We start from the raw sequence: 14,760 nt of genomic DNA, 5'->3' as shown, positions 1-14,760 counted from the left end.
CTGGTTGCTGGATCGTTGAACGATCTGGCACTATCGGCGGGGTGCCTGCACCCACCGGAGCCCAGCATTTCGTCGACGCGCTGACCGCTCTGGGGACCGAAGTCGTCTTCGGTCTCCCCGGGGTGCACAACCTGCCGTTATGGGAGGCGCTGGCCGACACGGACATCCGGCTCGTCGGGGTCCGGCACGAGCAGACGGCCGGGTACGCGGCCGACGGGTACGCCCGCGCCACGGGCAAGCTCGGGGTCGCGCTGGTGACCACCGGACCGGGCGCGGCGAACACGCTCGCCGCGGTCGGTGAGGCCATGGCGTCGGCGGCGCCGGTGCTGATCATCGCGACCGACATCCCCTCCACGCTGCGGCGGCCCGGCGTGGTCCGCGGTGTCCTGCACGAGACGTCGGATCAGCAGGCGATGTTCGCGCCGGTCACCAAGGCCGGGTTCACCGTCACGAGCGCCGACCAGGTCGCCGCCACCCTCCACCGCGCGGCCCGGCTCGCGCTCCAGCCGCAGAGCGGGCCGGTCTACCTCGGCATCCCCACCGACTTCCTGTCCGAGCGGACGCCCGCGCGCCGTCCGCCGCGTTCGCACGCCCGGCCGTCGGAGATCCCGGATCTCAGCGAGGCCGAAGCCCTGCTCGCCGCCGCCGACCGGCCGCTGATCTGGGCGGGCGGCGGTGCGTTGCGCGCCGAGGCGGGCGAGGCGATCGGGAAACTCGCCGAACGGCTGGCCGCGCCGGTGCTCACCACGTTCGGCGCCCGCGGGCTCCTGTCGGTCGATCATCCTTGTCTCGCCCCGAACCCGGTGCACGCGCCCGAGGTCGGCGCGCTGTGGGACGAGGCCGACGTCGTCCTCGCCATCGGCACCGACTTCGACGGGCTGATGACCCAGAACTGGCTGATGCCGCAGCCGAAGAAGCTCATCGCGATCAACGTCGACCCCGACGACGCGGCCAAGAACTACCAGCCGGACATCACGCTGGTCGGCGACGCCCGCGTGCTCGTCGAGGCGTTGAAGGTCGAGGAACGGTCCGGGATCGCGGCGCTCGTCGGCAGGCTCGCCAAGGTCTCCGCCCGGGTCCGGCAGCGGATCAAGGAAGAAGAGCCGCAGGCCGCCGACCTTCTGTCCACTTTGGACGAAGTGCTGCCGGCCGACGCGGTCGTGGTCGCGGACATGTGCGTGGCCGGGTATTGGATCGGCGGGTTCCATCGGGTCCGCGCACCGCGCAAGCTCGCGTATCCGATGGGCTGGGGCACGCTCGGCTACGGTTTCCCCGCGGCGCTCGGTGCCGCCGCCGCGGGTGGCGGACGCGCGATCTGTGTCACCGGTGACGGCGGCTTCCTCTTCGGCTGCGGTGATCTCCACACGCTGGCGCAGGAACAGTTGCCGGTCACGACGATCGTCGTCGACGACGGCGGGTACGGGATGCTCCGCTACGACCAGGATCGTGCCGGGCTGCCGCGGCGCGGCGTCGACTGGGACAGCCCCGATTTCGTCGGCCTGGCAAGGTCTTTCGGCGTGCACGCGGATCGCGTCTCGGGGTTCGGGCGGGCGTTCCGGCGGCTGCTCGGCGAGTTCGTCGAGTCCGACGAGCCGAACGTGCTGGTCGTCCGCGCGAGAATGGCGCCGCCGCTCAACACCTCGCCACGCTGGTACCGCAAGGAATCCCCGTGACCGGGCTCCGGGTCGGCGTGGACATCGGCGGTACGTTCACCGATCTCTGCGTGCTCGACGAAACCGGGGTCGTCGCCGTCGGCAAAGTGCTGACCACCCACGACGAGCCCGCCCGCGCGGTCGAGGAAGGTCTCAAAAGGACACTCGCGGACGCCGGGTTGGCCGCGCGCGACGTCGAGCAGTTCGTGCACGGCACCACGCTGGTCACGAACGCGCTGATCGAGCGCAAGGGAGCGCGCACCGCGTTGCTCGCGACCGCCGGTTTCCGTGACGTGCTGGAGATGCGCCGCGAGCATCGCTACGAGTTGTACGACCTGCTCATCGAACTCCCCGCCCCGTTGGTCCCGCGTCATCTGCGGTTCGACGTCCCCGAGCGGATCCTCGCCGACGGAACCGTCCACACAGGACTGGATGAGGAGTACGTCGCACGGCTCGGCCGAGAGCTCGACGCCCGTGGCATCGACGCGGTGGCGATCTGTTTCCTGCACGCCTTCACGAATCCCGCGCACGAACGCCGCGCCGCCGAGGTGCTCAAGGAGGTGGCGCCGCGGTTGCGGGTCGCTCTGTCGAGCGAGGTCGTCCCCGAGATCCGCGAGTTCGAACGCGCGTCCACCACGGTCGCGAACGTCTATGTCCAGGACCTCACCGAGCGCTATCTGCGCGACCTGGAACGGCGTCTGCACGAGGCAGGGGTGCGGCCGTCGCCGCACATCATGCTGTCCAACGGTGGGATCGCGACCGTCGACACCGCCGCCCGCTATCCGATCCGCATCCTCGAATCCGGCCCGGCGGGTGGCGCGCTGGCCGCGTCCGCGATCGGCGCCGCGGCCGGTGTCGAGGATCTGCTGGCCTTCGACATGGGTGGCACGACGGCGAAACTGTGCATGATCTCCGGCGGCGCCCCGCTGGTGACGCACGAGTTCGAAGTGGACCGGAAGTACCGGCTGCTGCCGGGATCCGGGCTGCCGGTCAAGGTGCCGGTCACCGACATGATCGAGATCGGCGTCGGCGGCGGCTCGATCGCGCGTATCGACGCGCTCGGCCTGCTTACCGTCGGCCCGGATTCGGCGGGTTCCGAGCCCGGCCCGGTCTGCTACGCCCGAGGCGGCACCGAGCCGACCGTGACCGACGCCGACCTCGTGCTCGGCTACCTGGACCCGGGATACTTCCTCGGTGGCGGAATGACTCTGGACGCCGAGGGCGCACGCGAGGCGATCCGCTCGAAGATCGCGGAACCGCTCGGCGTCAGCGTCGAGGAGGCCGCTTGGGGCATCCACACCAGTGTCAACGAGGACATGGCCAACGCCGCGCGCGTCCACGCCGTCGAGCGCGGCAAGGATCCGGCGAAGCTGCCGATGTTCACCTTCGGCGGCGCCGGACCGGTGCACGGTGTCGGCGTGGCGCGGGCGCTCGGCGCACCCGAGGTGGTCGCGCCGCCCGCCGCCGGGGTGCTGAGCGCGGCGGGATTCCTCACCGCGCCACTGGCGTTCGACTTCGTCCGTTCGGCGCGTTCGGCGGTGCTCGATCTCTCCTGGGAGCAGGTCGACGCGTTGTTCGCCGAGATGGAGGCCGAGGGTGCGGAACTACTGGAGAAGTCCGGTGTGGACAGTGTGACGCATCGCCGGATCGCCGAGATGCGGTACTCCGGGCAGGGCTACGAGGTCCGCGTGCCGGTCGAGCAAGGGAACTGGCCGGAGTCGCTCATCGGCGCGTTCACCGAGACCTATCGGACGTTGTACCGGCGGACCGGGCCGGACGTCGCCATCGAGGTGCTCAACTGGCGGGTCGTCTCCAGCGGGCCGGCGCCCGAGGTCACACTGAAACTCGCGGGCGCCGAGGTCGAGGGCGACGCGCGCAAGGGGAGCCGCCCGGCCTACTTCCCCGCCGAAGGTGGATTTGTCGACTCGGCGGTGTTCGACCGGTACCGGCTCAAGCCGGGCGATCGTGTCGACGGTCCGGCCATCGTGGAGGAACGAGAGTCCACTGTGGTCGTTCCGCCCGGGGCTCGCTGTGTCGTCGGCGAAGACGCCAGTCTGGCGGTGACGGTATGAGCGTCGACCCGATTCTGGTGGGATTGCTGGGAAACCGGCTGCACTCCATCCTGGCCGAACAGCAGAACGCGCTCGTCAACACGGCGTTCTCCTCCGTGGTGCGGGAGTCGCTCGACCTCGCCTGTGCGGTGTTCGACTCGCGCGGCGAGATGATCGGCCAGTCCGTCGGCGGCACCCCCGGCCACATCAACGCGATGGCGACCGGGATGCACCACTTCGTCGCCGCGTACCCGCCGGAGACCTTGGTGCCGGGCGACGTCCTGCTCACCAACGATCCGTGGCAGACCGCCGGGCAGATCAACGACATCACCGTCGCGACGCCGGTGTTCCTGCGGGGCAGGCTGGTCGCTTGGTTCGCTTCCTGTTGCCACGCCCCGGACATCGGCGGACGGCTGGTCTCGGCCGAGGCGCACGAGGTCTTCGAAGAGGGACTGCGCCTGCCGATCATGAAGTTCCTCCGCGCGGGCGAGGTCAACGCGGATCTCGAACTGCTGATCCGCGCGAACGTCCGTACCCCGGAGGAGACCATCGGCGATCTGTACGCCCAGGTCACCGGGAACGAGGTCGGCGCCGCCAGCCTGGTGCGGCTGCTGGAGGAATTCGGCCTCGATTCGCTGGACGAAGTCGCCGCGGAGATCATGAACCGCTCCGAACGCGCACTGCGCGACGCGCTGGCGAAACTGCCGGACGGCACGTACACCAGCGAATTGGCGACAGACGGCTTCGATGACGAGGAAGTCGTCCTGAAGGTCGCGGTGACCATCGACGGTGAGGACATCCACCTCGACTTCGCGGGATCGTCACCGCAGAGCCGCCGCGGGATCAACGTCGTTTTGAACTACACCAGGGCGTACGCTTCGTTCGCGGTCAAGGCGGCCATTTCACCGGAAGTGCCGCACAACGCGGGCTCTTTCCGGCCGGTGCACGTCACCGCGCCGGAGGGATCGGTGCTCAACTGCCTGCCGCCCGCGCCAGTCGCGTCGCGGCATCTGATCGGGCATTTCCTGCCGTCGCTGCTGATGACCGCCTTGCCCTGCAACGCCTTGGCGCACAGCGCGGACGCGCTATGGATGACGATCTGGCGCGGTACCGACGCCGAAGGCCGCGAGTTCATGCTCAACGTCTTTCAGACCGGCGGGATCGGCGCGCGGTCCACAAAGGATGGTCTCAGTACCACCGGTTTCCCGAGCGGCCTGCGCTCGACGCCGACGGAGGTCATCGAGACGATGGCTCCGCTGATCCAGCGGGAACGGGTGCTGCGCATGGACTCGGGCGGCGCCGGGAAGTGGCGCGGCGGCCTCGGCCAGTGCACGACCATGGCCGCCCGTGGCGAGATCTCGTGGAGTGTCAACGGGAACGTCGACCGGGTGCGTCGTCCGGCGTCCGGTGTGGACTCCGGGCACGACGGGGCGGCCGGCCGGTTCGAGCTGGCCCGCGGCGCCCTGCCGTCGAAGAGCCGGGTAAACCTGCGGCCGGACGACGTGGTGAACGTGGACCTGCCGGGCGGCGGCGGTTACGGCGATCCCTTCGAACGGGATCCGGGGGCCGTGCTCGCCGACGTCGTCGACGGCTACATCTCGGTGGAAGCGGCGCGCGAACTGTACGGCGTCGAGGTCACCTATCACGGGGATCCTGAGGCGCTGGTGCGTCTTCCGGAGGATTACACAGCGGTTTCGTCGCGAGGGAGGAAATGAGCATGGGTCGGCTGGCAGGCAAGGTCGCGGTGGTCTTCGGGGGAGCGAGGGGTATCGGGCTCGCCACCGTGAAGGAGTTCGTCGCCGAGGGCGCGACCGTGTTCTCCAGCGACATCCGCGAGCCCGCGGAATCCGTCGAAGGGGCGCGACACTCCCTTGTGGACGCGACCGACGAAGGACAGGTCGACGAGTTCGTGCGCGGCGTGGTCGCCGAAACCGGCCGGGTCGACGTGCTGTTCAACAACGTCGGCATCCACCTCGGGAAACCCTTGGCCGACACGACGTTGGCGGAATTCGACAACATCTTCGCGCTGAACGTGCGGGCCGCCTTCCTCGGCACGCGGGCGGTGCTGCCGCAGATGATCGCGAACAAGGCGGGCAGCATCGTCACGACGTCGTCCAACGGCGGCGTGATGGGCCGCCCCGGCGACCCGGTGTACAACGCCACCAAGCACGCGCTGGTCGGCATGATGAAATCGATCGCGGTCGCGCACGCGCACCAGGGGATCCGGGCGAACACGGTCAACCCGGGCGCGATCGACACTGACATGCTGCGCGGCACGCTCGCGTCGCCGGAGGACTTCGAGGCCAAACAACACCAGCTGGTCGCGAGCACGCCCGCGGGCCGGGTCGGCGAGGCATGGGAGGTCGCGAAGGCCGTGGTCTTCCTGGCGAGCGACGAATCCCGGTTTGTCAACGGGGTCGCGCTCCCGATCGACGGCGCGAAGGCCGCCGGTGCCATGCCCGGCAACCGGTACAGTCTCGACTTCGAACTCGGCGTCAGGTAACGCCGTGTCCACATCTGCCGCCGAGGAGACGCTGGCCCGCGACAGACCCTTGCTCGAACGAAGCGGGACCGCGGAACGGGTCGCCGAGATCCTGCGTCAGCGCATCACCGAAGGTGTCTTCCCGCCGGGGTCGAGGCTTTCCGAACCGTCGATCAGCGCCGCGCTGGGCGTCTCGCGCAACACCCTGCGCGAGTCTTTCCAGCTGCTGGCGCACGAACGGCTCGCGGTGCACGAACTCAACCGCGGCGTGTTCGTCCGCGAGCTGACCGCGCAGGACATCTCGGATCTGTACGTGATGCGGCGGGTCACCGAATGCGGTGCGCTGCGGCGCGCGTCGGAACTGTCCACTGGGGATCTTTCGGCCGTCGCGGCCGCCGTTCGGGACGGCCGTGCCGCGGCCGACGAAGGCGACTGGCAGGCCGTCGGGACCGCGAGCATCGCGTTCCACCAGGCGGTGGGCGATCTGGCGGGCAGCGAGCGGGTCAGCACGACGATGCGTCAGGTGCTGGCGGAGACGCGGCTGTTCTTCGTGCTGGCCGAGAACACGCGCGCGTTCTTCGAGCCGTTCCTGGAGCGGCACGAACGGATCCTGCGGGACCTGGAGCGAGGTCGCTTCGGGCCCGCCGAGACCGCGTTGGAGAAGTACTTGCGAGAGGCGGAGAAGCAGCTTCTGGCCGCTTATGAGCGCCGGGAGGCGTGAGCGGCAGGAACGCTAGGAAAGGACCGTTCCTTGCAAAATTTGCAAGGAACGGTCCTTTCCTAGCACGCGTAGGGGGCCAAGGCTGGCATTCACGCCTTCCCCAAGTACATGAAGGACCCCTTCACTGCGTCTAGCGCAATGAAGGGGTCCTTCATGTACCGCAGGAGCGAGCTTTAGCAGTGCAGCGTGGCGCCCGCCCAGTCCGCGTGGTCGGAGTCGACCCCGTCGCCGCCGTCCGTGACGACCAGATCGAGCACCTGAACCCCGTTCAGCGGCACGGAAAGCTTCTCGGCCGCCTGGCCGCGCTTGAGCACGCCGGTGTTCACCAGCCGCTTGCCGTCGCCGACGACCTCGAAGGCCACACTGCCGCCGGCCTTCTCGTCGTCGACCCCGACGGACGACGTGAACGACGCGCATCCGCCGCCGAGGTAGACCCGGACCTTCGACGGCGCGTGGACACCCAGCCCGTCGTCGTAGGTCACCCCGCCGATGCTCATGCGATGGCCGTCGCCCGCTTTCGATTCACCGTTGCTGGTCCCGCGTTCCACCGGGCCGTAGCCGTTGTCCGCCGTCATGAACACCGCCTTCGACAGCGCGTTCGTCCCGGCGGCGGGCGGTTTCACGACGGGAGCGCTTCCGTCCGCGGACAACGATCGCGCACCCCAGGACGTCCGGTAGCCGAACCGGCCGGAGACCTCGACCCGGTCGCCGCCGGGGGACGACGGCCGCACCGTCCACGTTCGTTCCCACGACTTCCCCGGCGCGACAGCGGGAACGCGTGCTTCGGTGGCACCGTCGGGCTTCCAGCCCGCGCCGACCGCCAGCTTCACCACGCCCGACCGGACCGGGGTCCGGCCGTCGTTGAACACCCGCAGCGTCGTGGTGAACGGCTTGTCGACGGCCGCGTATTCGGGTGAGGCCAAGGAAAGCGTCGTATGCGGCGCGGCATTCGGCTGGTTCGACGGCCAGACACGGAACACCGCGGAGCCGTGGCTCGGCAGCCCGGCACGCAAGGTACCGGCGGATTCGGTTTCCGCGCCGGTCCACAGATCCCGGACCCGGTAGCCCGACGCCGCGGGGGCGCCGATCTCGGCGGCGGTGGCGGACAGGGTCGCCGGGGCGCCGCCGCGGTTGAACAGCACGACGACGTTCGAGCCGTCGGACATCGGTTTGGCCCAGACCTCGGTGTCACCGTCGTCGCGGATCTTGCGGCCCTGCTTGCCGCCCCAGTCCTGGTCGACCGCGAGAAGATCCTTGTTCATCAAGATCTTCTTGGTCGCCTCGGACATCGAGCGCAGGTCGTTGCCCGCCAGCAGCGGCGCGTTGAGCAACGACCAGAGCGCGAAGTGGGAGCGGTATTCCGTGTCGGTCATGCCGCCGTTGCCCACTTCGAGCATGTCCGGATCGTTCCAACCGCCCGGCCCGGCATAGCCTTCCAGGCCGACCTGCTGGTCGAGGAGATTGGTCATACTCGACCAGGAGTCGCTGATGTCGCCGGTGGTGCGCCACAACTGCGCCCCCGCGCTCTTGCCCCACTCCCACGGCTTGTTCTCACCCCATTCGCACAGGGCGTAGACGATCGGGCGGCCGGTCTTCTTCAGTGCCTCGCCCATTTTCGTGTACCGCTCCAGCGCGGGTCGGCCCTGGTTGTGGCAGTTGTCGTATTTGAGGTAGTCGACTCCCCAGTCCGCGAACGTCTGCGCGTCGACCTCTTCGTGGTCGAGCGAACCGGGCATGGTCCGCGCGCAGGTTTCCGTGCCGGCGCTGGTGTAGATGCCGAGTTTCAGGCCCTTCCCGTGCACGTAGTCGGCCAATGCCTTGATACCACTGGGAAAGCGCGTCCGGTGTGGTGCGTACTTCCCGTCGGGGGTGCGGTTCTTCTCGGCCCAGCAGTCGTCGATGTTGACGTACTGGTAGCCCGCCGCCTTCATCCCGGACGAGACCATCGCGTCCGCGGTCTCCCGGATCAGCTCTTCGGTGATGTCGCAGCCGAACTTGTTCCAGCTGTTCCACCCCATCGGCGGGGTCGCGACCGGTGGCGGGCTCTCGGCGGCGGTCGCCGCCGGAACGACGCAGAGGGCGGTGAGCGTGCAGGCGGCGACGAGCGTGCCGGCGAGACGACGCATAAGTTCCTCCCAGAATGCTCAACTTTGAACAAACTCACTCATCAAACAACAGGATCGCTCGCCGCCGGTCAAGGGCCGAAGGGATGGTGTTGGAGATTCACCGGCGGCCGCCGCGACAAGCCGGACAGGTCCGGAGCGCGAACTGTGCACGATGGAGTGTTCGCGTCCCGGCCGGATCCGGGTGAGGATGGGGGCACGAGCACGAGGAGGAAGATCATGGTTTCGTCGGCGTCCGCGCGCAATCCGCTGTGGCACCCCTTCGCGGACATGGGAGCGGTCGACGGCGACCGGCTCGTCATCACCCGCGGTGAGGGTTCCTACGTCTGGGACGACGAGGACAAGCGGTATTTCGACGCGACGGCGTCACTCTGGTACGCGAACTTCGGGCACGGGCGCGAGGAGATCGCGCAGGCCGTCGCGGACCAGTTGCGGACGCTCGATTCGTACAACCTGTTCGGCTACAACGCCAACGAACCCGCGCTGAAGCTCGCCGAGCGCGTGTCCGCGCTCGCGCCCGAACCGGGTTCGAAGGTCTTCTTCGGATCGGGCGGCGGTGACGTCATCGACACCGCGGTCAAGATCGCCCGTTCGTACTTCGCCCATACCGGGCGGCCGGAGAAGGTGCACGTCATCGGCCGGGTGCAGGGGTACCACGGCACACACGGTTTCGGCACGGCCGTCGGCGGCATCGCGGCCAACGCGGCGGGCTTCGGGCCGCTGCCCGGCGACATCTCGCACGTGCCCTACGACAGCGCCGAAGCGCTCGAAGCGGAGATCCTGCGGGTCGGCGCGGAGCGGGTCGCGGCCTTCTTCTGCGAACCGGTGATCGGCGCGGGCGGCGTCCTGCTTCCGCCGGACGGGTACATCGAGACGGTCGCCGAGATCTGCCGCAAACACGACGTGCTGTTCGTCGCGGACTGCGTGATCGCCGCGTTCGGGCGGCTGGGCACCTGGTTCGGGATCGACCGGTGGGCGGTGAAACCGGACATGATCACGACCGCGAAGGGCATCACCGGCGGGACGATCCCGCTGGGCGCGCTGGTCGTCGCGCCGCGGGTGGCAGAGCCGTTCTTCACCGGCGCGCCCGGTGCGCCGGTGCTGCGGCACGGCGCGACCTACGCCGGGCATCCGGTGGCCTGCGCCGCGGGGAACGCGACGCTGGACCTCTACGAGCGCGACGGGCTCATCCCGCGCGGGCGGGAACTGGAGAAGCCGCTGGCGGACGCGCTTTCCGGGCTGGCCTCGCATCCGCTTGTCGAGGAGGTCCGGGCCGGGTTGGGCTTCCTCGGCGCGGTCGAACTGAAAGCGGACATCGTCGCGGCGAACCCCGGCGCGGCGAACCGGCTGCAGCGGTTGGCGCGGGACGAAGGCGTCCTCGTGCGGAACCTGGCCAAGGGGATCGCGGTGTCGCCGCCGCTGATCGCCGGGGAGACCGAACTCGACCTGCTCGCGACGGCCTTGCCGCGCGCACTGGACAAGCTCGCCTAAGCGAAAGCCTCGTGAGTGGTAAGGACGGTTGGAACCCGTCCTTACCACTCACGAGCCGCGCACGAGGGCCGCGCGCTCGGTCATGAAGGGCACAGCCGACGGGACCAGGTCCCTTCATGACACCCCCAGTGGCGGGCCCTCGTGGGCCCGCCTCAGGAGAGGCAGAGTTCGTTGCCTTCCGGGTCGGCGATCGTGATCCACTCGGCGGGACCCTGCTTGCCGCGGTGCAGGAACGTCGCACCGCGCGCGGTCAGCCGCTCGAGCTCGGCCTCGATCTTGTCCGCCCCCATCCGGATGTCGAGGTGCAGGCGGTTCTTGACCGTCTTCCCCTCCGGCACCAGCTGGAAGAGGAACCGCTGCTTCGTCTCGGGATGGACGATCGCCGCGCCGTCCTTCCACACCAGGACACCGTTGTGCGTGGTCGTCGCCTCTTCCGGGGCATACCCCTTGGCGACCATCTCGCGGATGAACTCCTCGTTGCTCCCCTCGACCTGCCAGCCGAGCATCTCGGCCCACCAGTCGGCGAGGTCGTGCGGTCGAGCGGAGTCCACGGTCACCTGGAAGTCATACGCCATACCGGCACATTAACGACCCGCCCCGACAATTCCGGGCGCTCATGCCCGCTGACCACGGTGAATCGCCATTTGTCGACCCCGCCGCCGATGATCTCGGCGTAGCGACGGGCGCCGTCCGCGTTCGCGAAGCGCACCTGCTGCCCGTTGGTGAGATGGGTGATCTTGACCGCCATCCATGCCTCCTGAAGTCCGGTGCCGGCCCGCGGAGCTTCCCCCTCCGGGACCGGCGCGGACAGTAGAACACATGTTCGACAGTCGTCGCCAACCCAACCCCCCGCGCGGGTCAGCGCCGGGTGGTCGTGGCGTTTCAGCGGGTGGTCAAACCGGCGATCAGGTCGTGAACCAGTTCCGCGGCCTGTGCTCGCGCCTGGTCGGGATCGTCGGTCTCGGCGACGACCAGTGCCAGCTCGGTCAGTGCTCCGTAGAAGGCGGCCGCGACCAGCTTGGCTGGATGCGGCCGGATCCGAGAGGTGGCGAGCATCGCCTGGACCGTGTCGTCGACCAGGCCGCCCAGATGCTTCTGATCGAGTTCGCGCCATCGGCGCCAGCCGAGCGCGATCGGCCCCTGCAAGAGCACGACGTGGCGGTACCGGGGCTCGGCGCAGACGGCCAGGAATTCCGTGACTCCGCGTTCGGTGCGCTCGACCGGGTCCTCGGACGAGGCGATCGCGGTCCGGATGCGGCCCGCCGCCCGGTGTTCCAGCTCGTCCACGACCGCCTCGAACAGTCCGCGTTTGCCGTCGAAGTGGTGGTACAGCGCCCCGCGCGTCAGGCCCGCGGCGCGGACGAGCTCCTCCGCGGAGAGGCTCGCGTACTCGTGTTCGGCGAACAGGCGCAGGCCGGTGTCGAACAAGGCCTGGCGGGTGTGTTCCGCGTACTTCACGCGCACCGATTCCATTCGTCATGACTATCACATACACTCCGAATGTCAGATACACGTTGTATGAAGGTGGTGGCGATGGAGCGGTCGGTGGATGTCGTGGTGATCGGAGCGGGGATCGCGGGCCTGGTCGCCGCACGTGATCTCGCCCGGACCGGGGCCGAGGTGCTGGTGCTGGAGGCACGTGACCGAGTGGGCGGCAGGCTGCTGAACGACGAGCTCCCCGGCGGCGGCCCCATCGAGGTGGGCGGCCAGTGGGTGGGGCCGGGGCAGCACGAGGTGCTCGCGCTGATCGGCGAGCTGGGACTGAGCACCTATCCCACGTATGACACGGGCAGGCGCATCGCCGAGTTCGCCGGGCGCCGGGCCGAGTACACGGGCCGGATCCCGCGCCTGGGACCCGTGGCACTGGCCGACATCGGCCAGACTCAGCTACGGCTGGACCGCCTGGCGCGACAGGTGCCGACGGCGGAGCCGTGGCTGGCGAAGCGGGCAGCGGAACTGGACGGCCAGACCCTGGCGACCTGGCTGCGGCGGACCGCCCGCACCTCGGCGGGACGGTCGTTCTTCCGGGTGATCACCGAGGCGTTGTTCTCCGCCGAGCCCGAGGATCTTTCCGCGTTGTGGGTGGCCTGCTATCTCGGCGCCGGAGGCGGGCTGGACTCGATGATCGACACGGCGGGCGGCGCACAGCAGGACCGGGTCGTCGGCGGTACGCAGCGCATCGCGCTCGCGCTCGCCGACGAACTCGGTGACCGCGTCGTCCTCGGCGCGGCGGTGACCGACATCGACTGGGAGAGCTCGGGAGTCCGGGTACGGGCGGGCGCCACGACCGTCCGCGCCCGCCACGCCGTGGTCGCGGTGCCACCGACGCTCGCGGCGCGCCTGCGGTTCACCCCCGGCCTGCCCGGCGATCGCGACCAACTCGTCCAGCGTATGCCGATGGGACGGGCGATCAAGGTCAACATCGTCTACGACGAGCCTTTCTGGCGCGAAAAAGGGTTGAGCGGTCAGGCGAACAGCGACCGTCGCTCGCTGGGCACGGTGTTCGACAACACTCCGCACGGCGGATCGCCCGCGGTGCTCGTCGGCTTCCTCGAAGGGCGGCACGCCGACGCCGGCGCGCGGCTGGACCCCGCGGACCGCCGCGCCCTGGTCCTCGACGACCTCGCCGGGTATTTCGGGCCACGGGCCAGGAGGCCGATCGCGTACCTGGAACGTGACTGGGCGGAGGAGGAGTTCAGCCGCGGCTGCTACGGCGCGTTCACCACACCCGGCACCCTCACCCGTTTCGGTCCGGCCTTGCGCACGCCGGTCGGGCCGTTGCACTGGGCGGGCACCGAAACCGCCACGCGCTGGGCGGGTTACATCGACGGCGCCGCCGAATCCGGGCATCGCGTCGCCCGCGAAATCGCCTCCGCGCCCGGATGAGCCGCGATGGTCACCGCCGCATGGTCACCCGCGGCCACGCGTCCAGGCCGCGGGCGATTTCGTGGGCGCGGACGGCCCGAAGGCCCTCCGTGAGGCTCTCTTCGTCGAGTGTCGTGAAGCCGAGCCGGGCGTAGTACGGCGCGTTCCACGGCACCTCGGCGTACGTCGTCAGCGTCAGTCCGGCGAGGCCTTCTCGCGAGGCCCACTCCGCGGCGTGCTCGATCAGCCGCCGCCCGAGACCCCGGCGCGCGTGATCGGGATGGACGGACACCTGCTCGATGTGACCGTGGCCGTCGACGACCTCGGCGAGCAGGTACGCCACCGGGCCGTCGCCGGCGTCCCAGACCCAGGCCCGGCCGTCGCGCTGGAAGGCCGTGAGGTCCGCGATCGACGGCGGATCGTCGTCGGCGATCGCGGCCATGCCGAGCGCGCGGAACGGTTCGCCCGCGGCGCGTTCGATGTCCTGGAGGGCGGGCAGGTCTTCGGTTGTGGCGAGTCGGATCACGGATCGAGTTGTACCCGCCGGGGTGAGCGGCCGCCTGTCATTTACAGCGAGAACGACGAAACGGCGCGATGGATCCGGCTCGCGTACGACTGGAGCGCGACGATGGCGGCCCGTTTCGCGTCGTCGCCGATCCGGGTCGCGGGGGCGGCCAAGGTGAGCACCGCGGGCCGGTGCCCGGTGCTCGGGATCGGCACCGAACACGACCAGACGCCGTCGTCCAGTTCGCCCCAGCTCACCGAATACCGGTTCGCCCCGGCGCGTTTGACCTCTTCCCGCACACTCGGGCCGCGGCGCTGGACGATCGACGAAAGCCGTCTTTCGCGTTCGCCCTCCGGCAGCATGGCGAGCAGCATCTTGCCCGACGCACCGGTGCCGAGCGGGACGGAATGCCCCGGCTGGAAGGTGAACCGCATCGCGCGTTCGCATTCGACCCGGTCCGCGCAGACCGCGGAATCGCCGAAATGCTGGAACAGCAGCACCGTCTCGCCGAGGTCGCGGGCCGCCTCCTCCATCGACGGCCGGGCGAGGCGGGCGAGATCGTTGGCCAGTTGCGCGGCCCGCGCGAGCGGCATCACCTGGCTCGTCACGTGATAGCGCCCCGTCTTGCCCTCCTCCAGGAGCTGGAGTTCCTTCAGCAGCGCCACATAGCGGTACGTCGTGGCGACCGGGGTGCCGATCCTCGCGGCCAGTTCGGCGACGCTCGCGTCCCAGCGGCGTTCGGAAAAGGAGAGCAGCAGCTGCAGTACCTTGCGTGAACTGCTGGCGCCGGGGGTGCGTTTCGGCGGGGCGGTGCTGTCCAGGGATCGTGCGGCAGGCGTCATCTCGACCTCTCGCCGGAGAATCACGAAG

The 14,760-nt window shown here is 69.5% G+C and carries 13 protein-coding genes; 7 read left to right on the top strand and 6 right to left on the bottom strand.

Features of this window, described 5'->3' with window-relative positions:
• The first annotated feature begins 41 nt into the window (after positions 1-41).
• The 5 genes from AMK34_RS36050 to AMK34_RS36030 are packed head-to-tail and all read left to right on the top strand — an operon-like array spanning position 42 to position 6,906.
• Entirely contained in the window at positions 42-1,673 is a 1,632-nt protein-coding gene (locus tag AMK34_RS36050; RefSeq protein ID WP_073848325.1) for a thiamine pyrophosphate-binding protein, read from the top strand.
• Positions 1,670-3,724 (top strand): hydantoinase/oxoprolinase family protein, encoded by a 2,055-nt coding sequence (locus tag AMK34_RS36045; protein ID WP_073848324.1) that lies wholly within the window; start codon positions 1,670-1,672, stop codon positions 3,722-3,724. Before AMK34_RS36050 ends, AMK34_RS36045 begins: the two co-directional genes overlap by 4 nt.
• The gene (locus AMK34_RS36040) at positions 3,721-5,418 is read left to right on the top strand and encodes a hydantoinase B/oxoprolinase family protein (protein WP_073848323.1); all 1,698 of its coding nucleotides are present in this window, start codon (positions 3,721-3,723) and stop codon (positions 5,416-5,418) included. The genes AMK34_RS36045 and AMK34_RS36040 overlap by 4 nt, the downstream gene beginning before the upstream one ends.
• Positions 5,419-5,420: 2 nt before the next feature.
• Entirely contained in the window at positions 5,421-6,206 is a 786-nt protein-coding gene (locus AMK34_RS36035) for an SDR family NAD(P)-dependent oxidoreductase (RefSeq protein WP_073848322.1), read from the top strand.
• Positions 6,207-6,210: 4 nt separating this feature from the next.
• The gene (locus AMK34_RS36030; RefSeq protein ID WP_073848321.1) at positions 6,211-6,906 is read left to right on the top strand and encodes a GntR family transcriptional regulator; all 696 of its coding nucleotides are present in this window, start codon (positions 6,211-6,213) and stop codon (positions 6,904-6,906) included.
• A gap of 173 nt (positions 6,907-7,079) precedes the next feature.
• Here the strand turns inward: AMK34_RS36030 and AMK34_RS36025 are convergent, their stop codons facing one another.
• Positions 7,080-9,032, bottom strand: coding sequence for an NPCBM/NEW2 domain-containing protein (locus tag AMK34_RS36025; protein WP_073848320.1), 1,953 nt, complete (start codon positions 9,030-9,032; stop codon positions 7,080-7,082).
• A gap of 216 nt (positions 9,033-9,248) precedes the next feature.
• On the opposite strand from AMK34_RS36025, the gene AMK34_RS36020 reads away from it, so the two are divergent.
• Positions 9,249-10,520, top strand: a complete 1,272-nt coding sequence (locus AMK34_RS36020; protein ID WP_073848319.1) for an aminotransferase family protein — start codon at positions 9,249-9,251, stop codon at positions 10,518-10,520.
• 152 nt (positions 10,521-10,672) lie between these two features.
• Here the strand turns inward: AMK34_RS36020 and AMK34_RS36015 are convergent, their stop codons facing one another.
• The 3 genes from AMK34_RS36015 to AMK34_RS36005 form a co-directional block, all read right to left on the bottom strand.
• Complete coding sequence (locus tag AMK34_RS36015) at positions 10,673-11,095, bottom strand: VOC family protein (RefSeq protein WP_038508810.1); 423 nt, start codon at positions 11,093-11,095, stop codon at positions 10,673-10,675.
• Positions 11,074-11,268, bottom strand: coding sequence for a hypothetical protein (locus tag AMK34_RS36010; protein WP_007028443.1), 195 nt, complete (start codon positions 11,266-11,268; stop codon positions 11,074-11,076). The genes AMK34_RS36015 and AMK34_RS36010 overlap by 22 nt, the downstream gene beginning before the upstream one ends.
• 134 nt (positions 11,269-11,402) lie before the next feature.
• On the bottom strand, positions 11,403-11,993 hold the full coding sequence (locus AMK34_RS36005) for a TetR/AcrR family transcriptional regulator (RefSeq protein ID WP_073848318.1): 591 nt from the start codon (positions 11,991-11,993) through the stop codon (positions 11,403-11,405).
• Between the two features lie 60 nt (positions 11,994-12,053).
• Here AMK34_RS36005 and AMK34_RS36000 point away from each other — a divergent pair, with 60 nt between their 5' ends.
• A complete protein-coding gene (locus tag AMK34_RS36000; protein ID WP_073848422.1) occupies positions 12,054-13,406 on the top strand; it encodes a flavin monoamine oxidase family protein in 1,353 nt (450 codons plus the stop codon).
• A gap of 10 nt (positions 13,407-13,416) precedes the next feature.
• On the opposite strand, the gene AMK34_RS35995 is transcribed toward AMK34_RS36000, so the two are convergent.
• Together AMK34_RS35995 and AMK34_RS35990 are read right to left on the bottom strand one after the other, a co-directional pair.
• Entirely contained in the window at positions 13,417-13,911 is a 495-nt protein-coding gene (locus AMK34_RS35995; protein WP_038508812.1) for a GNAT family N-acetyltransferase, read from the bottom strand.
• A 41-nt stretch (positions 13,912-13,952) separates the two neighbouring features.
• Positions 13,953-14,732, bottom strand: a complete 780-nt coding sequence (locus AMK34_RS35990) for an IclR family transcriptional regulator (protein WP_038508814.1) — start codon at positions 14,730-14,732, stop codon at positions 13,953-13,955.
• Positions 14,733-14,760 lie beyond the last annotated feature (28 nt).

It is taken from the genome of Amycolatopsis sp. CB00013, assembly GCF_001905755.1.
Lineage (GTDB): Bacteria > Actinomycetota > Actinomycetes > Mycobacteriales > Pseudonocardiaceae > Amycolatopsis > Amycolatopsis japonica.
The sequence above is the reverse complement of the archived record's forward strand: the minus strand, read 5'-3'. Positions and strand labels throughout refer to the sequence as shown.

Coding starts and splice junctions, on each gene's coding strand:
- AMK34_RS36040 (WP_073848323.1), top strand. CDS start 3,721: ATGAGCGTCGACCCGATTCTGGTGGGATTGCTGGGAAACCGGCTGCAC.
- AMK34_RS36035 (WP_073848322.1), top strand. CDS start 5,421: ATGGGTCGGCTGGCAGGCAAGGTCGCGGTGGTCTTCGGGGGAGCGAGG.
- AMK34_RS36025 (WP_073848320.1), bottom strand. CDS start 9,032: ATGCGTCGTCTCGCCGGCACGCTCGTCGCCGCCTGCACGCTCACCGCC.
- AMK34_RS36020 (WP_073848319.1), top strand. CDS start 9,249: ATGGTTTCGTCGGCGTCCGCGCGCAATCCGCTGTGGCACCCCTTCGCG.
- AMK34_RS36015 (WP_038508810.1), bottom strand. CDS start 11,095: ATGGCGTATGACTTCCAGGTGACCGTGGACTCCGCTCGACCGCACGAC.
- AMK34_RS36010 (WP_007028443.1), bottom strand. CDS start 11,268: ATGGCGGTCAAGATCACCCATCTCACCAACGGGCAGCAGGTGCGCTTC.
- AMK34_RS36005 (WP_073848318.1), bottom strand. CDS start 11,993: ATGGAATCGGTGCGCGTGAAGTACGCGGAACACACCCGCCAGGCCTTG.
- AMK34_RS36000 (WP_073848422.1), top strand. CDS start 12,054: ATGGAGCGGTCGGTGGATGTCGTGGTGATCGGAGCGGGGATCGCGGGC.
- AMK34_RS35990 (WP_038508814.1), bottom strand. CDS start 14,732: ATGACGCCTGCCGCACGATCCCTGGACAGCACCGCCCCGCCGAAACGC.